Raw genomic sequence first — 15549 nt, forward strand, 5'->3', positions numbered from 1 at the left:
GCCGCCGCGTGACAGGCGCGGCGGTGCGACCCGCCCTCTACTGGCCTCTACTCCTCTGCAACCCCACCGGGATCGGGCAGATCGGCAGGCCCCGGCGCGTCCATCTCGGTGAATGTCGCGGGGCTATGCCGGGTGCGATCCACCCGAAGGTCGAACACGTCGAAGCGGTTATAGCCCGCCGAGACATCGTGAAAGCGCTTCGGCTCCACCGCCCCGGAGAGATCGATCTCGGCATAGCCGATGCCCTCCTCGGTCAGCTCGTCGCCGATGCACTTGCCGGTCGGATCGACGAAAAAGCTCGGAGCAGCGGGGCATTTCTCAAGCATCTCGGCAGCCTCGGACGACCCATTCGCAATGATCCTCTTCGCGTTGTCGTCGAGGCACCCCGCCGAGACGAGGCCGAAGACCTTGGCCTCGAAGGCATGGCCCGCGGCCCGGATCAGGTTCGCGCCGCGATTGTCGTAATTGCCCGCGTCCTCGGGCGGCCGGGTCGGCCAGACGGGCGGGTAGCTGCTGATATGCACCTGCTCGGCCTCCGCCATCAGGGCGAACCGCGCCAACGGATTGGTGTTCTCCCCGCAGATCAGCGCGCCGACGCGCCCCACCGAGGTATCCGCCACGCGCAAGCCCGCGCCATCGCCCGGAGCCCAGACGAGCTTTTCGAAGAAGGTCGCGACGAGCTTGCGGTGATGAACCAGCACGGCGCCCGTCTCGTCGATCAGGATATTGCTGTTCCACAACCCGCCGATGGAGACCGGATTCGCCTCTGAAAAGCCCAGCGAGACGAGGATCCCATGCGCCCGCGCGGCCTGCCGGATCGCCGCGATCTCTGGCCCGTCGGCGCGCACCGACGCGGCGGCGAAGCGCGCGAAGAGATCATGCGTCTCGATGGGCCGGAAAAGGGCCGCCCAGACCGGAAAGCCCGGCAGGTAGCTTTCGGGAAATGCCACGATCCGCGCGCCGTTTCGCGCAGCCTCCGCGATGATGGCGCAGGCCTTGTCCACCGTCGCCGCCGGGTCGAGATAGACCGGCGCCGCATGCGCCACCGCCGCCTTGAAGCTTGGCATTGCGAACATGGTGCAGGCCTTCCTTTTGCAAAACGAATGCGCCGGGACGCGCGATCCCGCGACTATAGGCGCGCGCCCGAACTTCGCAAACGGGCGCCTTTCCGCGGGGGCGCATGCGCATCCGAGGTCGCATTCCCGGCCATTCCGCCCTATTCGGGATTCCAACATCCCCGGCGCTGATCGGCAGCCGCCCGCCGCGTGGGGCGGCTCCGATCAGCGCCCGGCATTCTGCGAAGGAGAGCACATGACCGAGATCGGCATCGGCATCATCGGCGGCGGCTACATGGGCAAGGCCCATGCCGTGGCGCATGCGGCCGTGGGCGCGGTGTTCGACACGCCCCTGCGGCCCCGGCTGGAGATGGTCGCGGCCTCCATGCCCGCCTCGGCCGCCCGCTACGCCAAGGCTTTCGGCTTTGCTCGTGCAGCGCAGGATTGGCAGGCGCTCGTCGCCGATCCGAAGGTCGAGGCGATTGTCATCGCCTCCCCGCCCGAGACGCATCTTGAGATCACCCGCGCGGCTGCAGCGCTCGGCAAGCCGGTCTTCTGCGAAAAGCCGCTGGGCGCGTCGCTCGCCGATGGCGCGGCCATGGTCGAGGCGGTCGAAACGGCCGGGATCGTCAACATGATCGGCTTCAACTATATCCGCACGCCCGCCTCGCAATTCGCCCGGCAACTCGTGGCGGAGGGCGCCATCGGCGACATCACATGGTTTCGGGGCGAGCATGTGGAGGATTTCTATTCCGACCCCGCCCTGCCCGCGACATGGCGCGCCAAGGGGGATGCCAACGGCGCGCTCGGGGATCTCGCGCCGCATATGATCAACGCGGCACTGGCCCTCGTGGGTCCCGTCCGCACCGTCATGGCCGAGATCGAGACCGTGCACGCCCAGCGCGAAGGCGGAGCGGTCGAGAATGACGATCAGGCGCAGATGATGTGCCGGTTCGAGAGTGGCGCGATGGGCCATATGTTCTTCAGCCGCGTCGCAACGGGTCGCAAGATGGGCTATATCTACGAGATCACCGGCACCCGTGGCGCGATCCGCTTCAACCAGGAAGACCAGAACGCGCTCTGGCTTTATGAGGCCGAGGGCCCCGAGGCCACGCGCGGCTTTCGCCAGATCCTGACCGGGCCCGCACATCCCGATTACCTGCCCTTCTGCCAGGGGCCGGGGCATGGCACGGGCTATCAGGACCAGATCATCATCGAGGCACGCGATTTCCTGCAGGCGATCCATGAAGGACGCGCGCTCTGGCCCACGTTCCGCGATGGCCTGTCCGTGAGCGAGGTGACGGAAGCGGCGCGGCGTTCGCAGGCTGAAGGCCGTTGGCAATCCGTTGGTGTGTCGTGATGTCGTCTGCTGTCCGGTGGTGAAGATCCGGCGTGCATAGAATGCGGATATCCGGTGCCGCCCGGCATGGTCTTCCGCGCGCACTGGCCTACAAACGTATTATGAGTAATTCGCACCGCCCTTCCTATTCGCGCCTTGTCGGAGCCTTCATGCAGAACCATGCGCTCCACGCGGCCCGTCATGTCTGAGCGCCGCGAGGCGCAGCGCCCCCGCATTGGCGTGATCGGTGCGGGCGTGGCCGGGCTCAGTGCGGCACGCAGGCTCGCGGATGCAGGCCTCGAAGTCACCGTATTCGAGAAGAGCCGCGGCCTCGGCGGGCGCATGGCCTGCCGCCGCCGGGACGGTCTGCAATTCGATCACGGCGCTCAATTCGTGGATGCGGACGCGCCTGCGCTGCAGGATCTTCTGGCGGCTGCGCGCAGTCAGGGCCTTGCTGCCGACTGGACCGAAGCGGCGCGCGAGGCGCAGCGCTATGTCGTCGGCGTGCCGGGGATGAACGCGATGTGCCGCCCGCTGGCCGACGGCCTCGACATCCGGTTCGACACCGAGATCAGGACCCTCAGGCGCGCCGGTTCCGGCTGGGCGATCGGCAGTGCGGGCGGCGACGTGCATGTCGACCGCGTGATCCTGACGATCCCCGCCCCGCAGCTTCCGAGGCTGGAGATGGAGCTCGACCCCGAGACGCGCGATGCGCTCTACGGCGTCCGGTTCGCACCGGCGCTTGCGCTGATGGTCGCCTTCGAGGAGCGGCCCGACTGGCCCGCGATCCAAAGAACGCCGCCCGCACCCTTCGCGTTGATCCTGCGCGACAGCAGCAAGCCCGGGCGTCCCGGTGACGCGGAATGCTGGGTCGCCCATGCCGATGAGGCCTGGAGCCGTCGCAACGTGGAGTTGGACCGACCCGAGATCGGCGCGGCCCTGTTGTCGGAGCTGGAGGCGGCCATGGCCCCCCTGCCGCCTTCGCGCGCCGTGATGGGGCATCGCTGGCGCTATTCGCAGGCGACGCAGCCCCTGGGCCGCGCCTTCATCGCCAGCGGCTGCGGCACGCTTCTCTTCGGCGGGGATTGGGCCCTTGGCGACCGCGTGGAACATGCAGCCGAGAGCGGTCGGGCCATGGCCGCGGCGATCCTCGCGGAGACGGAATAGGCTCCGGCCCCGGACGTTATCGGACGCCCCCTTATTACGTGGACACGCAACACGCCTCGGCCAGCGCGGCCTGCAGTCGCCGCGTCAGGCGTCACTTCTACACGGCGCATTCGCAATCCCCTCAGCGAATACTTGGGTGCCGATGGCACCGTGCCCCGTTTGAAACCTCAGCGTGCTCACAACCGCGTTTGGCCGACGCCCCCGCGCTCAACCCGTCGCGGCAAGATAGGCGTGCAATTCGGTCAGCAGCGCCGCGCCCTCGAAGGACATGTCGGGAAACAGGCTGCGCAGGTTGCGGGCGGCGCGCATGTCATCCAGCGAGAGGGGTGGCTGACCTGCGCTTTCCCGTCCGCTCCAATCGGCCCCGAGGACCTGCCGCAGGATGAAATCCGCTTTCCTGCCCGACCCCAATGGCCCCGTTTGCGCAGCGGATATCGCCCCGAAGATCCGTTCATATGTCGCGACCAAGGCATCTGTCGGTGTCGATGATGTCTGCGCTTGAGGCGGCGGCGCCCGATGCGCCTGCGCCGTCGTGAACGGCTTCGGGACGACAAGGCATTGCGAGGTCCCAGCGTTCGTCAGGGCGACCGGAGGCGCTGGGGCGACGGGGTCAAACTTACCGAACGGACGCCGGATCCGGGCGCCGATCACATGAGCCAGGGGACCGGGCGTGCCCGCTTGGCCGGGCGGTGCCGCGGTCAGGACAAGACTTGGGGCACCCGTGGCCTGATCGCGCGAGACCCGCGCGCTGACCGATTGCGCCGAGCTGCCTTTCAGTCGCATCTGCCCCAGAAGTGTCGCGCTGACCCCGGCGCCTGTGGGGACGCTGCGCGACAGACGCTGCAAATCCCCGTCGGGATAAACCACCTGCACGCTCACCTCGCGGCAGACAAGAAGCGTGTCGAGAATGCCGAACTCTGCCTGACCGCCCGAACCGCCCAGACCACCCGGACCGCCCCAGACCGGCACCTGGAATTGGTAACCCGACGCGACATCCCGCGCGGCATTCAGCGCGGCCTCCGCCACCGGCCCCTCGAAGAACCAGCCAGTCGCCTGCGCCTCGTCGAAGGCCGCAAGATCGAAGGCGATCTCCGTCGGGCCATGAAAGCGCAGGACGACCTGCGCCCGGTCGCCCGCACCGTCATGGGACAAGAGCGTCTTTTCCGCCCCTTGCGCATCCCGCATGGCGATGACGGCGCCGGGCACTTGTGACCGCACTCCGCCGGGTGTCGCCACGACCACGTCGTCCGAGGCGGCGCGCGTGGCGGAAAACGACATCTCCAGCACCTCGTCGGAGGACAGGCCCGCGCGGATATCATTCACGGACGGACTGACCGAAACGCTGTGCCGCACGACGCTCACGCCGTCCCGGTCCACGGTGTACATGCCACTCCGGTTGCCCGGATCGGGGGCCCTTGTGTTCTCCGCCGCGTCCTTGATGGCGCGGGACTTCGCCCAAAGCGCGTCGATCTCTGTGGCCCAGGCCGCTTCGTGCTGCAGCGCCGCTTGCAAGGACGGACGCAGCGCCGTCCGGGCGTAGAGCGGTGCATGCGCGAAAAGCTGGTCGAGCGGCGCATTGCGCAGCTCGGACGCGCTGAGCGGGGCCGCGCCCGCCGCCTGCCGACCGCTCCACATATAACCGATCCGGTAGGCCACGACATAGGACAGGGTGCTGAGCGCGGCCAGGCCCAGCGCCGTGGCCGCTTTGGCCCTGTCGGTCGGTGTGATGGGCGCGAACAGGGTCTGGTAATCGGCGATGAGCTGGCTCTGCGCTGCGCCCGCGGCGATCAGGTGCTGGTCAAGCGCCGCGCGATCCTGATCGGTCCAGAGATAGGCCGTCGCACTGATGATATTGTAATACCAGGTGGTCAGCCCCGCGCTGAGCTGGAGGATCCCATCCTCAGAGCGCGTGGCAAGCGTATTCAGAAAGTGCCAGGTATCAGCGTTGAACGTCCCGAACGTGTTCCATTGCCACGGAAATTCCCCCACGCCAGATGTATCCACGGGCAGGAAATCGGCGAGCCTGGGCTGGCCTCGGGGCTCTGCGCGCATCGGGCTCGCCTTCTGCGCGGTCGAGACGAGGTCTGCGCGCAGCACGTGATACGGATCGGACATGGCGCACCTCATCCTGTCGTGCCGGGCCGTCGCGTCGACGCGGAAAAACCCACCCGGCGACCATTCCTGATCCCCGGATGGGCGGCACTCGTTACCGAAAAGGCGAGGTTACGCGCCGGGCCATGCGCAGGTCGCGCCGATCACATAGGCCTGCGAGGTCAGAAGGTTGCCGGGGATCACCGCAGGCGGCGGCGTCATGGTGACGGTCACCGTGCCCGCGGTCTTGTCGTAATGGTAGACCGAGCTTTCGTAGCTCTGCGATCCGCCCGCGAGCGGAATACCGAGGAAGCTGACACTCCAGGACGATTTCGTTGCGAAATGCGACTGGAACGCGCTTTCATCGGCATTGTGGAAGACCATCGTGATCGTCGGCATTTCGCAGATGGCCAGCACGTCCAGCACCCCGAAATCCCCGTCTTGGGCGAAGTTGTAGGGCTGCGGCGTGGTGAACGCGACACCGCTGACGGCGGGGTTGTGATTGGCCGCTTCCTTGATCAGCGCGGGGTTCCACCAGCCGGTGCCCGTGCCGATATCGTAGGCGCTGGCGGACAGCTGCGGGGTGAACTTCGTCACGCCCTTGTAGCTGAGGCTCAGATCCACCTGCGTGACGTTCTGATCGAAGGAGAACGCGTTGTAGCTGGCGGAGGCGCCTGCGCCGATATGGAACCAGTCGATCCAGCCCGACACGCCCGCACCCCCCTCGACCGAGATCTGCGACGTGGTCTGATCGAGCTTCGTCACCGACATGCTGATATCGAACCCCTGCGATCCGCCCAGCCCGTTCTGGATCGTGCTCGTGGGCTCCGCGATGGTGAGGTAAGGCAGGATCGAGGCCGTGCCCGCGATATCGGCTGCGGACATCCAGCCCGGCTTGACCTGCGCCGGCGTGGGCGAGAGGTTCCTGGCGCATTGCGCGATCTGGGCATTGTAGGAATTGACCGCGTTCTGGACCGTCGCGGCCGCGGCCGTCTGCGACAGGTAGGTCATGAAATCGCTGATCAGCTTGCCCGTGCCCAGCGGCGCATTGGGCAGAAGCGTGGTCGGGCTCGTGGATTGGCGGAAGGTTGCGAGCGTCAGTCCCGCATCCCCCCAGGACATGATCTGCTCCGTGATATAGAGCAGCTTGGCGCTGGCCGTCCCGGAATTGGCAGCGGGGATCGCCCCGAAAAGCGAGGTGTAATCGCCGACCACGGTGTTCAGAATGCCGTCGGCCTGCTGGTTCGCCTGGTTGAGCGCGGCCTGATCGGCAGCGGTCAGCTCGTAGGCCATCGCGGTGTAGAGGTTGAAGAGCGCCGTGTTCAGCGCATTGCCGTCGGTGGTCTGCAGGTAGCCGTCCGTGTTGAACTGCATGACGTTGTTGAACTGGTTCCAGGTCCCGGTGTTGAAGATCTGGGCGTTGTTCCAGTACCAGAACAGATCGCCCATTCCGGCGCTGTCCACCGGCGTCCAGTTCTGGACGTTCAGCGCTTTCTTCACCGGCGCGTCGGCCTTCTTGGCGAGGCTGTCATAGAAGGCCTGCTTGATCGGTGCGATGTTGTGGGATTGCGTATCCAACATGGTTTTGTCCTCCGGATCCTGTCCTGTTGCATGCTCTGTTCGAGCGGTGCCCCCCGGGAGTGATCCTTGATGGGCGGGAGGCAGTGAAGACAGGCTGACAGCCACGGCGCCGCGCGTCCTGAAAGCCATCCGATATAAATCCGAAATCGCGGGCTCGGAAAATTTCGGAAAGGTTTCGGAAGGTCTTCGGGACGCGCGCCCGACCGGCACGCAGAGTGATCGCGTCTCCCCGACAGCGCGGGCCTGCATGCGCATCCTTATTCCCAGCAGGTGGGCCCGCGTCATCCGACACAATCGCAAGGCAGGCCGGAATGACCCTGATGAGCGCAGACACGCAGACGATCCGCGCGGTCCGTGTCTTTCCCTATTACCCGGGCGTGGCGCTCGAGCTCGATGCCGTCGCCGAGGGCGATGTCGCGCAATACGCGCAGGGCTGGCTGGCCGGGCAGGCCTACCACATGCTCCGGATCGAGAATGCGCAGATCACGCGCCCGCTGCATGTGGGGGCGGCCTATGCCTGCACCGGGATCGGGCCCGATGCGACGCCGCTCAAGACCCATTGGCTGTTCTGCACCGCGACCGCGCCGGTCTTGTCCTTCGGGATCAGCACGAGCGGGCCCACGCCCGCCGCCTGCACGGCGATCCTGCCGCAGGTCGACGCGCTGATCGTCGAGTTGGAGGAATTGCGCGAAATCGTCTGCGTCTTTTCCGGCTCCGGCGGCGAGACCCTCCAGTCGCAGGCCCAGATCGGGCGGCGCGGCTGGCTCGTGATGACCCGCATCGGCTGCCCGCAGAGAATAGGCATCCTTGTCGAGGATCCGGTCCTGCCGAGCGCGCTTTGCCCCGGCGCCGCCGGCATCGTCCTGACCGCCCGCGCGGAGCGAACGACGCAATCGGTTTGCCTGCGCGATCTGTGCTGTATCCGCGCGGGCGACACCGCGCTCTTTCTGCGCAAGGAGGCGTGATCTTTATGCTATCCTGCTTCGCAAATGACGCTTACCCTAGGTCAGGCAACCAGTCACGGACCTGGCCCCTGCCGTTCGAGTTGGGCGCGCTGAGCGCGGACCGAGGGCATGCCTGCGCCGCGCAGGCAATGCCGACCGAAACGTGGGTCGACAGCAACTCGGGAAAGGCGTGTTCGACAAAACAGATGGAGGCGGCATCGGGACAGATCAGGCTGGGCGGAGCCATCTACCACCCGGAGACCGAGCGCGTGGTCACCGCCTCCGGTGACGACGTCCTTCTGCGGTCCCAATCGGCGCGCGTCCTGCGCATGTTGGTCACACGGCTGGGGCGGCTCTCCCCGCGCGATACGCTGATTGCGGAGGTCTGGCCCAATGTCTCGGTCACCGATGACAGCCTGACGCAATGCATCCTCGATATCCGGCGCGCGATTGGCGATCACGACCGGTCGATCCTCAAGACCGTGCCAAAACGGGGCTATGTGCTGCATGGCGAACACTTGGCGGCCTCGAGTTTCGGGCAGTCCCCACAGGACCCGGATCGCGCGCCGACAGAGACGGCGCATGCAACGCCACTTCCCATGGCTCGAGACGCCATTGCGCCGCACCAGACGGACGCAGACCGGCCCGGCATCCTGCCGGAGCTGGATCCAAGGGACGTGCTGCCGACGCTGGCCGTCCTGCCCTTCCGCGTGCCGCCGGAAAGCGGGCGCGCCGCGATCATGAACGCCTATCTCGGAGACGAGATCGCTGGCGGCATCAGCCGGTCGAACGACATGAACGTGATCTCGCGGCTCTCGACGCTGGAGCTTGGCCAGGGCGTGACCGACCTCACGCGCTTGCGTTACATGCTGAACGCGGATTTCATCCTGTCGGGCAGCCTGTTCGAACGGGACGACGCCAGCCTTCTGCTGCTGGAATTCGCCGAGACGACATCGCAGCGTGTGCTCTGGTCCGACCGCATGGCCCTGCCGCATCGCGCCTGGATGGAGGATGATTGCGTCGACCGCATCGTCACCCAGATCCGCCGGGCGATCATGATGAACGAAGTGCGCCGCATCCGGTCCTCCCCCTTGCGCGATCTGAAGCTGTTCAGCGTGCTGCACGGCGCGGTGGGGCTGATGCATCGCTTCGCGCCCAAGGATTTCAACCTCGCCCAAAGCTATCTGGCCTACGTGATCGAACAGGCCCCGGATCATCCGACGCCGCTGGCCTGGCTCGCACGCTGGCATGTGCTTCGGGCGGTCCAGGGCTGGACCGACGATCCGCAAACGGAGGCCCGCGCGGCGCTCGACTTCACCAGCCGCGCGCTCGACATCAATCCCGATCACACGCTGGCGCTGGTGTCCGAGGGGCAGGTTCTGGCGCATCTCGCGCACCGGCTCGACGAGGCCGAGACCCGCTACAATGCCGCCCTCGCGATCACGCCCAACGATGCGCAATGCCTGGCCCTGCGGGGCATGTTCTCGGCCATTCGCGACCTGGGTGCCGAGGGCAAGCGCGATACCGAGCGCGCGCTGCACCTCTCGCCCTTTCATCCACATCGCTTCTTCTTTCTGGCGCAGGCCGCCGCCGCCAATATCGCGGCCAAGGATTATCCGCGCGCGGTGACGCTTGCGCGGGAATCCCTGCGCCTCAACCGCACGCATGTCTCCACGCTGCGCACCCTCGCCATCGCCCAGGTCGGCGCGGATCAGATGGACGAGGCGCGGCGCACGGCGGCGGAACTGATGCGCCTGCAACCCAACATGCGGGTGAGCAACTGGCTCCGCAATTCGCCAAGCAGCGGCTACGAATTGGGCCGATCCGCCGCCGAGAAACTGAAACTCTCCGGGATCCCGCATTAGGCGGTCCGGCACATAGAAAGACGGAGGTACCGACATGAGCATGGGACCGGAAAACGCACTGAACGCCTTGAATGCGCTCAACGCCCTCAATGCCCTGAACGCGCTGAATGCACTTGGCAGCAACAATGCGCTGGCAGGCTCCGGCGGGGAAAGCCCGCTTCTGGGGGAGGCGCTGATCACCAACCGCGACGGCATCGCGGGCGCACCCTTGGCGGATCTCACCCCACCTGCCCCGGGCTTGCCCGACGATCCCCGCAACCTGCCCCGGCTTTCCAAAAGCGTGCGCGCTGCAATCTTCCAGGCGGAACTGGGCACCAGCGTGGACATCTCCGTCGATGTTCATGAGGGCCATCCCGCCGTCACCCTCTGGCGCAAGACGGCTGAACGAGACGGCCGCAAGCGCAAGGTCACGTTCCGCGAAATGTTGGAGATGTCGGGACCGGAGACCGACCAGCTCGCGACGCAGCTCAAGCTTGTCGGCTCCTATGCGCGGCTCCGCTCGGATCGCGGGGCGGAGGTGCTGTCCCAGATCGGCGTGCCCACCGCCTTTTTCGCCTCGATCGGCTTTCTGGACGAGGCACGCACGCCGCATACGCTGGAGCTTCTTTATACCGCGCTCGCATTTGCCCTGCCGGTGATCCAGCGCACGAAATACGCGCTGGCCGTGAAGCGCCCCATCGAGTTCTCGCCTCAGATACAGCCGATGATCGCGACGCCCACGCACGGCTCCCTGCCCAGCGGGCACGCGACCGAGGTCTTCGTCATGGCGCGGATCCTGTGGAAGCTTCTGCGCGAAAGCGGCGCGCCGCAATATCGCGATCACGCCTATTGGGGGGCCATGCTGATGCGGCAGGCGGCCCGGATCGCCACGAACAGGACGGTGGCGGGGGTGCATTTCCCCATCGACAGCGTAGCAGGCGCGGCGCTTGGGCTGACGCTCGCCGATCACGTCCACGCCGTGTGCATGGGCGGAGCGTGGTCGTCCGGGCGCCTCGATACCCCGAAGTTCAACGCCGAGGACGATTTCGACTGGCACCAGCTTTACAGCGCCGAGGACGATTGCCTGAAACCGCAGGCAGGTTCCGGCGATCATGTCTGGGCCCGGTTCGAGACGCATGAGCCGGGGTCCGACACACAACCCGCACCCGCCCTGCATTGGCTGTGGCAGAAGGCGCTCGATGAATGGCGCGACCTCGATCCCGCGGCCAGGGCCTAGAGGCGCGTCATGGCCAAGTGGACCCCCAACCCGCAGCCCGATGCGGGCGACATCATCGATCATATCACCTACTTTCGGCTGAGCCGCGCGGAGCACCATTTCTCGAAAACGCCAAGCTTGGTCTGGTGGTCGGTCCTTGTGGAGCTGGCCGACATCAGCATCGACGCGTTTCAGTCCCGCCTGTCGGGCTTCGCCGACGATCTGGTCATCCCGGCCGCCTACAGCCTTGAGGACCGCCGCCGCATCTTGCCGCGCCAGCCCGTCACGATCTTCGCGCGGACGGCGCTCGTGGCGCATCTCAATGACCGCAGCCACGATCTGGGTGTGACCGCCGTCCTTCTGGGCGCCTCGACGCCAGAGCGGTTTCTCGACCGGGAGGCCCGCCCGCAGGACTGGCCCGACATCACCGTCCCGGAGGGCACGGTGGTGCAGGCCGTGGTCGATGACGGGATCGCCATTGCTCATGACATGTTCCGACGGGGCGCCACCGAGAGCCGCATCGCCTATGCGCATATCTTCGATGCCGAACCGCGCCCGTTCGGTCATACAAGCCTTGGCCGCGGGCTGGAGCGCGGCGATATCGACGCGCTTTTGCGCGATTGCACCTTCGACGGCATGCTGGACGAGGATCTGTTCTATGCCCGCTCCGGTCAGGTCGATCCGGCGCGGCAGGTCTTCTCGAGCGTGGCGTTGCGGCGCTCCCACGGCACGCATGTGATGGCGCTTGCCGCGGGCGCAGAAAGGGCGCAGGGGCCGGAAAGACAGCCCATCATCTGCGCCTCCCTGCCCTCGCGGATCGTGGGCGATACGACTGGGCTGGACATGGTGCCGATCCTCTATCTGGCGTTCCACATACTGGTGAAACAGGCCCGCCGCTTCCGGACCGAAACGGGCGCCTATGCGCCGGTGATCTTCAATTTCTCCTACGGCAACACGGGCGGCCCGCATGACGGCACCGGGCTCTTTGCGACGATGTTCGATCATTACTTCGGCGCAGAGGCGATGGATGATGCGGGGCAATGCCAAACCGCATGGCTGACCCTGCCCGCGGGCAATGCCAATCTCGAACGGCTGCACGCGGTCGTTGCGGTCGATGCTGCCGAGACGGTCATCCTCGATCTCTGCGTGCAGCCCGATGACCGGACCCCGTCCCATGTGCAGATCTGGCTGCCGGTCAGCGCGGGCGATGCGCCGCCGGACATGGCCCGGATCGCTGTGCGGACCCCGGATGGGGCTGCCGTCGAGATCGCGGCAGAGCCCGGTCAGCATGCCGAACTCGTCAACGATCAGGGCGCGGCGATTGCCTGGCTGGCCTATCAATACGTCGGCGGGCAGACGGGCCGCGGTCTGGTGACACTGTCCAGCAATCCGACCGCCCATCTCGAAGAGACCTCGGATCTGGCCCCGGCGGGCCTCTGGACGCTGGAGATCACGCGGACGGCCAATGCCCCGCCTGAGCCCATCCATGTCTGGATCAGGCGGGATGAGACCCTGCCCGGTCAGGAGCCCGGCGGCAGGCAATCCTTCTTCAACAATCCCGACTACGTACGGTTCGACCGGTTCGGCGCCCCCCTGCCCGTCGATCCGCCCGACGCGTCCTGCCCCGTGCGCCGCTCCGGCACGCTTAGCGGCTTTGCCTGCGGGGCGATGCCCGTGGTCGTCGCAGCCTATGTGGCCGAAGAGGCGGTCCTGTCGGATTATTCCGCAGCCGGTCCGCTCAACCCCGTGCCGGGCGGACGCGCGCCGGAACGGGAGGGTCCGGACCTTGCGGCGCGGGGCGATGACAGCTTCGTGCTGCGCGGCGTCCTGTCCGCGGGATCAAGAAGCGGATCCTGGGTGCGGCTCGCGGGAACGAGCGTGGCCGCCCCGCAGGTTGCGCGGCTGGCGCATCGCGATATCGCCCATTGGGAGGGGACCGCGCGGGACTGGGCCAAGGCGGTGGCCAAACGCGAGGGCGTGCCCTTGCGGGATCACCCCGCACGCACGCGCGTGGGCGCAGGCGCGGTCAAATCCCCACCGCTGGATCGCTGATGCCCAATGCGCGGGATCAGGCCTGCTGCGCCGCGTCCGACAGGACCGCTTCGGCCTCGATCTCGACCTTGTAGCCCCCGATCAGACCTGCCACGACGACCAGCGTATTCGCGGGTTTCACGGCACCGAAGACGCGCCCATGCGCGCGTGAGATCGCGGCGACATCGGCCTCGTCGGTGATGTAGATGCGCGTGCGCACAACGTCTTCGGGCCCCGCGCCCAGCGCCGACAGCGCCGCCAATATCTTGTCGAGCACATAGGTGGTCTGCGCCCCGGCATCCTCGGGTGCCACCTTGTGCGACAGCCCCGCCGTCGCGGTGGTGCCCGAGACGAAAACGCGTGCGCCCACGCGCTGTGCGCGGGCATATCCCGCGATATCCTCCCATTCCGACCCGGTCAGCACGCGCTCCGCCCCCGGACGCGCCGCGGGCTCGGCCTCATGGGCGAGCGGAATGCTGTCGAGATGGTGCGAGAGATCGCCCGAGGCGGTCAGGAAGGGCGGCTTGCGGTACTCGTCCCCGCAATCGCCTGGCACGGGATCGGTTGCCGCGAAAGCCGCGCCCAGCGCCGCGTGATCCTCGGCATCGAGGGCGAAGGAGAACAGGCGCAGATTGTCGGCCATGTGGTCGCTTTCGCCCAAGCGCGCGCCGATGATGGTCGCCGCGACCGCGTCCTGTTCCAACACCCAACGCGTTGCGACATTCGAGACGGACACGCCGTGCTTGGCCGCAATCGTCGAGGCCGCGCGCAGTAGCGCCTGGAAGGCCTCCCAGCCGCCGATCGTGTCGATGAAGCGACGATATTTCATCTTCGACCAGTCGCCGATCTGAGCGGGGTATTCGGCGCCCAGCCATTTCTCGGACAAGAAACCCCCGCACAGCGTGCCATAGGCAAAGAGCTTCACGCCGGTCTCGCAGCTCAGATCCGATAGCGGCCCTGCCGCGCGGCGGTCCACCAGTGAAAACGAAACCTGGTTGCTGACCAGCGGCACCCCGTCCCTCAGAGCGACCCGCAGGTGATCCGCGTCGAAATTCGTCACACCCAGTTCGCCGATCAGACCTGTTTCGCGCAGCTCCGCCATCTCGTGCAGCGCATCGAGCCAGCCGGGATGCTGAAAGCTCCACCAGTGAAATTGCAGCAGATCGACCCGGTCCACACCCAGCCGGTCGAGCCGGTCCTGCACGCCCGCGCGCACGATCTGGGCCGTCATCGGCCCGGGCGGCGGACACCATTTCGTGAAGGCCAGGGGTCGGCGGTCCGCCCCGGCATGCCGGGCCAGAAGGCGGCCCGCTATGATCTCAGCGCTGCCGTAGTGATCGGCCATGTCGAACGTGTCGAACCCGGACGTGGCATAGGCGGCGAGATGATCGGCGCCTCTTTCCGGGTCGATCTCCGTGCCATCCTTTTCGATATCGGCCACCTGCCACAACCCGACGAGAGTGCGCGCGATATCGAGCTGTCCAAGCCTGGTGCGGGCAGGCATGCGGGCTTCCGGGGTTTTCATGTCAGTCATGTCGGGCGGCCTCATCGATCCGGTGGGCAAGAATGGCGAAACTGCGCTCGATGTCGCGGATCAGCGCCGCACGGGCGGTCGCCATGTCGCCTGCCTTGAGCGCTGCGACGATCTCGCGGTGATGGCGGTGCTCGTCGATTGTTTGGGCGGAATGCTCGCGGATGACGAGGTTCAGATAGGCACCGTATTGCATCCAGAGCGCCTCGATCAGCGGTACCAAAACCTCCGACCCGCTGATGCGATAAAGCGCGAAGTGAAACGCGTAATTCAGTTCGAGATCGGGCAGGATCCCGTCGGCACCCGCATCGTCCAGCATGGCCTCAAGCGCGGCGATGTCGGCGTCGGTCATCCGGGCCATGGCCCCTTCTAGCACGAGGGCCTCGAGCGCGAGCCGCGCCGCCTTCAGATCGGTGATGCGGCTGGCATTGAACGGCGGCACCATGAGTGTCCGGCTCGGCGTATCCACGAGCGCCCCTTCCGCCACGAGGCGCCGCACGGCCTCCCGGACGGGTGTCATCGAGGTGCCAAGCTGGGCTGCCAGATCGCGCAGGCTGACCACGTCGCCGGGGGCAAACTCGCCCCGCGTGAACGCCTGGCGCAGCGCATCATAGACCGTCTCGCGCAGCTTGGACTGATCGATCGGGGCCAATCGCGGCTGGTTCATGAGCACTCTCCCTGCCTGCGCCTCGGGCGGCACAGAAAAGATTTGACACCGCATCCGGGTTTTACACAAGATCAAATATCACA

Annotated in this window: 11 protein-coding genes; 6 read left to right on the forward strand and 5 right to left on the reverse strand. The window is 66.6% G+C overall.

Annotated elements, in window-relative coordinates:
- Window positions 1-47: 47 nt before the first annotated feature.
- On the reverse strand, window positions 48-1076 hold the full coding sequence (locus FIV09_RS11845) for a carbon-nitrogen hydrolase family protein (RefSeq protein ID WP_172975697.1): 1029 nt from the start codon (window positions 1074-1076) through the stop codon (window positions 48-50).
- Between the two features lie 235 nt (window positions 1077-1311).
- Here FIV09_RS11845 and FIV09_RS11850 point away from each other — a divergent pair, with 235 nt between their 5' ends.
- Both FIV09_RS11850 and FIV09_RS11855 read left to right on the forward strand, forming a co-directional pair.
- The gene (locus FIV09_RS11850) at window positions 1312-2415 is read left to right on the forward strand and encodes a Gfo/Idh/MocA family protein (RefSeq protein WP_152450143.1); all 1104 of its coding nucleotides are present in this window, start codon (window positions 1312-1314) and stop codon (window positions 2413-2415) included.
- Between the two features lie 180 nt (window positions 2416-2595).
- Window positions 2596-3561 carry an NAD(P)/FAD-dependent oxidoreductase gene (locus FIV09_RS11855; protein WP_172975698.1) on the forward strand — a complete coding sequence of 322 codons (966 nt, stop codon included), beginning with the start codon at window positions 2596-2598 and terminating at the stop codon, window positions 3559-3561.
- A gap of 207 nt (window positions 3562-3768) precedes the next feature.
- Here FIV09_RS11855 and FIV09_RS11860 read toward each other — a convergent pair whose 3' ends face one another.
- Window positions 3769-5676: a hypothetical protein gene (locus tag FIV09_RS11860; RefSeq protein ID WP_152450145.1), complete on the reverse strand. Its 1908-nt coding sequence runs from the start codon at window positions 5674-5676 to the stop codon at window positions 3769-3771.
- 108 nt (window positions 5677-5784) lie between these two features.
- The gene (locus tag FIV09_RS11865) at window positions 5785-7233 is read right to left on the reverse strand and encodes a hypothetical protein (protein WP_152450146.1); all 1449 of its coding nucleotides are present in this window, start codon (window positions 7231-7233) and stop codon (window positions 5785-5787) included.
- 311 nt (window positions 7234-7544) lie between these two features.
- On the opposite strand from FIV09_RS11865, the gene FIV09_RS20415 reads away from it, so the two are divergent.
- From FIV09_RS20415 to FIV09_RS11880, 4 genes are all read left to right on the forward strand, one after another.
- Window positions 7545-8198: a hypothetical protein gene (locus tag FIV09_RS20415; protein WP_172975699.1), complete on the forward strand. Its 654-nt coding sequence runs from the start codon at window positions 7545-7547 to the stop codon at window positions 8196-8198.
- A 185-nt stretch (window positions 8199-8383) separates the two neighbouring features.
- The gene (locus FIV09_RS20420; RefSeq protein WP_172975700.1) at window positions 8384-10042 is read left to right on the forward strand and encodes a winged helix-turn-helix domain-containing tetratricopeptide repeat protein; all 1659 of its coding nucleotides are present in this window, start codon (window positions 8384-8386) and stop codon (window positions 10040-10042) included.
- A 34-nt stretch (window positions 10043-10076) separates the two neighbouring features.
- Window positions 10077-11258: a phosphatase PAP2 family protein gene (locus FIV09_RS11875; protein WP_152450148.1), complete on the forward strand. Its 1182-nt coding sequence runs from the start codon at window positions 10077-10079 to the stop codon at window positions 11256-11258.
- Window positions 11259-11267: 9 nt separating this feature from the next.
- Window positions 11268-13289, forward strand: coding sequence for a S8 family serine peptidase (locus tag FIV09_RS11880; RefSeq protein WP_152450149.1), 2022 nt, complete (start codon window positions 11268-11270; stop codon window positions 13287-13289).
- A gap of 16 nt (window positions 13290-13305) precedes the next feature.
- Here the strand turns inward: FIV09_RS11880 and FIV09_RS11885 are convergent, their stop codons facing one another.
- Window positions 13306-14802 (reverse strand): aldo/keto reductase, encoded by a 1497-nt coding sequence (locus tag FIV09_RS11885; RefSeq protein WP_152450150.1) that lies wholly within the window; start codon window positions 14800-14802, stop codon window positions 13306-13308.
- The gene (locus tag FIV09_RS11890) at window positions 14795-15466 is read right to left on the reverse strand and encodes a GntR family transcriptional regulator (protein ID WP_152450151.1); all 672 of its coding nucleotides are present in this window, start codon (window positions 15464-15466) and stop codon (window positions 14795-14797) included. The genes FIV09_RS11885 and FIV09_RS11890 overlap by 8 nt, the downstream gene beginning before the upstream one ends.
- Between the last annotated feature and the right edge of the window lie 83 nt (window positions 15467-15549).

Source organism: Roseivivax sp. THAF197b (genome assembly GCF_009363255.1).
Classification (GTDB): domain Bacteria; phylum Pseudomonadota; class Alphaproteobacteria; order Rhodobacterales; family Rhodobacteraceae; genus Roseivivax.

Excerpts from the sequence above, each read along its gene's own strand:
- FIV09_RS11860 (WP_152450145.1), bottom strand. The coding sequence starts at position 5,676 with ATGTCCGATCCGTATCACGTGCTGCGCGCAGACCTCGTCTCGACCGCG.
- FIV09_RS11845 (WP_172975697.1), bottom strand. The coding sequence starts at position 1,076 with ATGTTCGCAATGCCAAGCTTCAAGGCGGCGGTGGCGCATGCGGCGCCG.
- FIV09_RS11890 (WP_152450151.1), bottom strand. The coding sequence starts at position 15,466 with ATGAACCAGCCGCGATTGGCCCCGATCGATCAGTCCAAGCTGCGCGAG.
- FIV09_RS20415 (WP_172975699.1), top strand. The coding sequence starts at position 7,545 with ATGACCCTGATGAGCGCAGACACGCAGACGATCCGCGCGGTCCGTGTC.
- FIV09_RS11880 (WP_152450149.1), top strand. The coding sequence starts at position 11,268 with ATGGCCAAGTGGACCCCCAACCCGCAGCCCGATGCGGGCGACATCATC.
- FIV09_RS11865 (WP_152450146.1), bottom strand. The coding sequence starts at position 7,233 with ATGTTGGATACGCAATCCCACAACATCGCACCGATCAAGCAGGCCTTC.
- FIV09_RS11850 (WP_152450143.1), top strand. The coding sequence starts at position 1,312 with ATGACCGAGATCGGCATCGGCATCATCGGCGGCGGCTACATGGGCAAG.
- FIV09_RS11885 (WP_152450150.1), bottom strand. The coding sequence starts at position 14,802 with ATGACTGACATGAAAACCCCGGAAGCCCGCATGCCTGCCCGCACCAGG.
- FIV09_RS11875 (WP_152450148.1), top strand. The coding sequence starts at position 10,077 with ATGAGCATGGGACCGGAAAACGCACTGAACGCCTTGAATGCGCTCAAC.
- FIV09_RS11855 (WP_172975698.1), top strand. The coding sequence starts at position 2,596 with ATGTCTGAGCGCCGCGAGGCGCAGCGCCCCCGCATTGGCGTGATCGGT.
- FIV09_RS20420 (WP_172975700.1), top strand. The coding sequence starts at position 8,384 with ATGGAGGCGGCATCGGGACAGATCAGGCTGGGCGGAGCCATCTACCAC.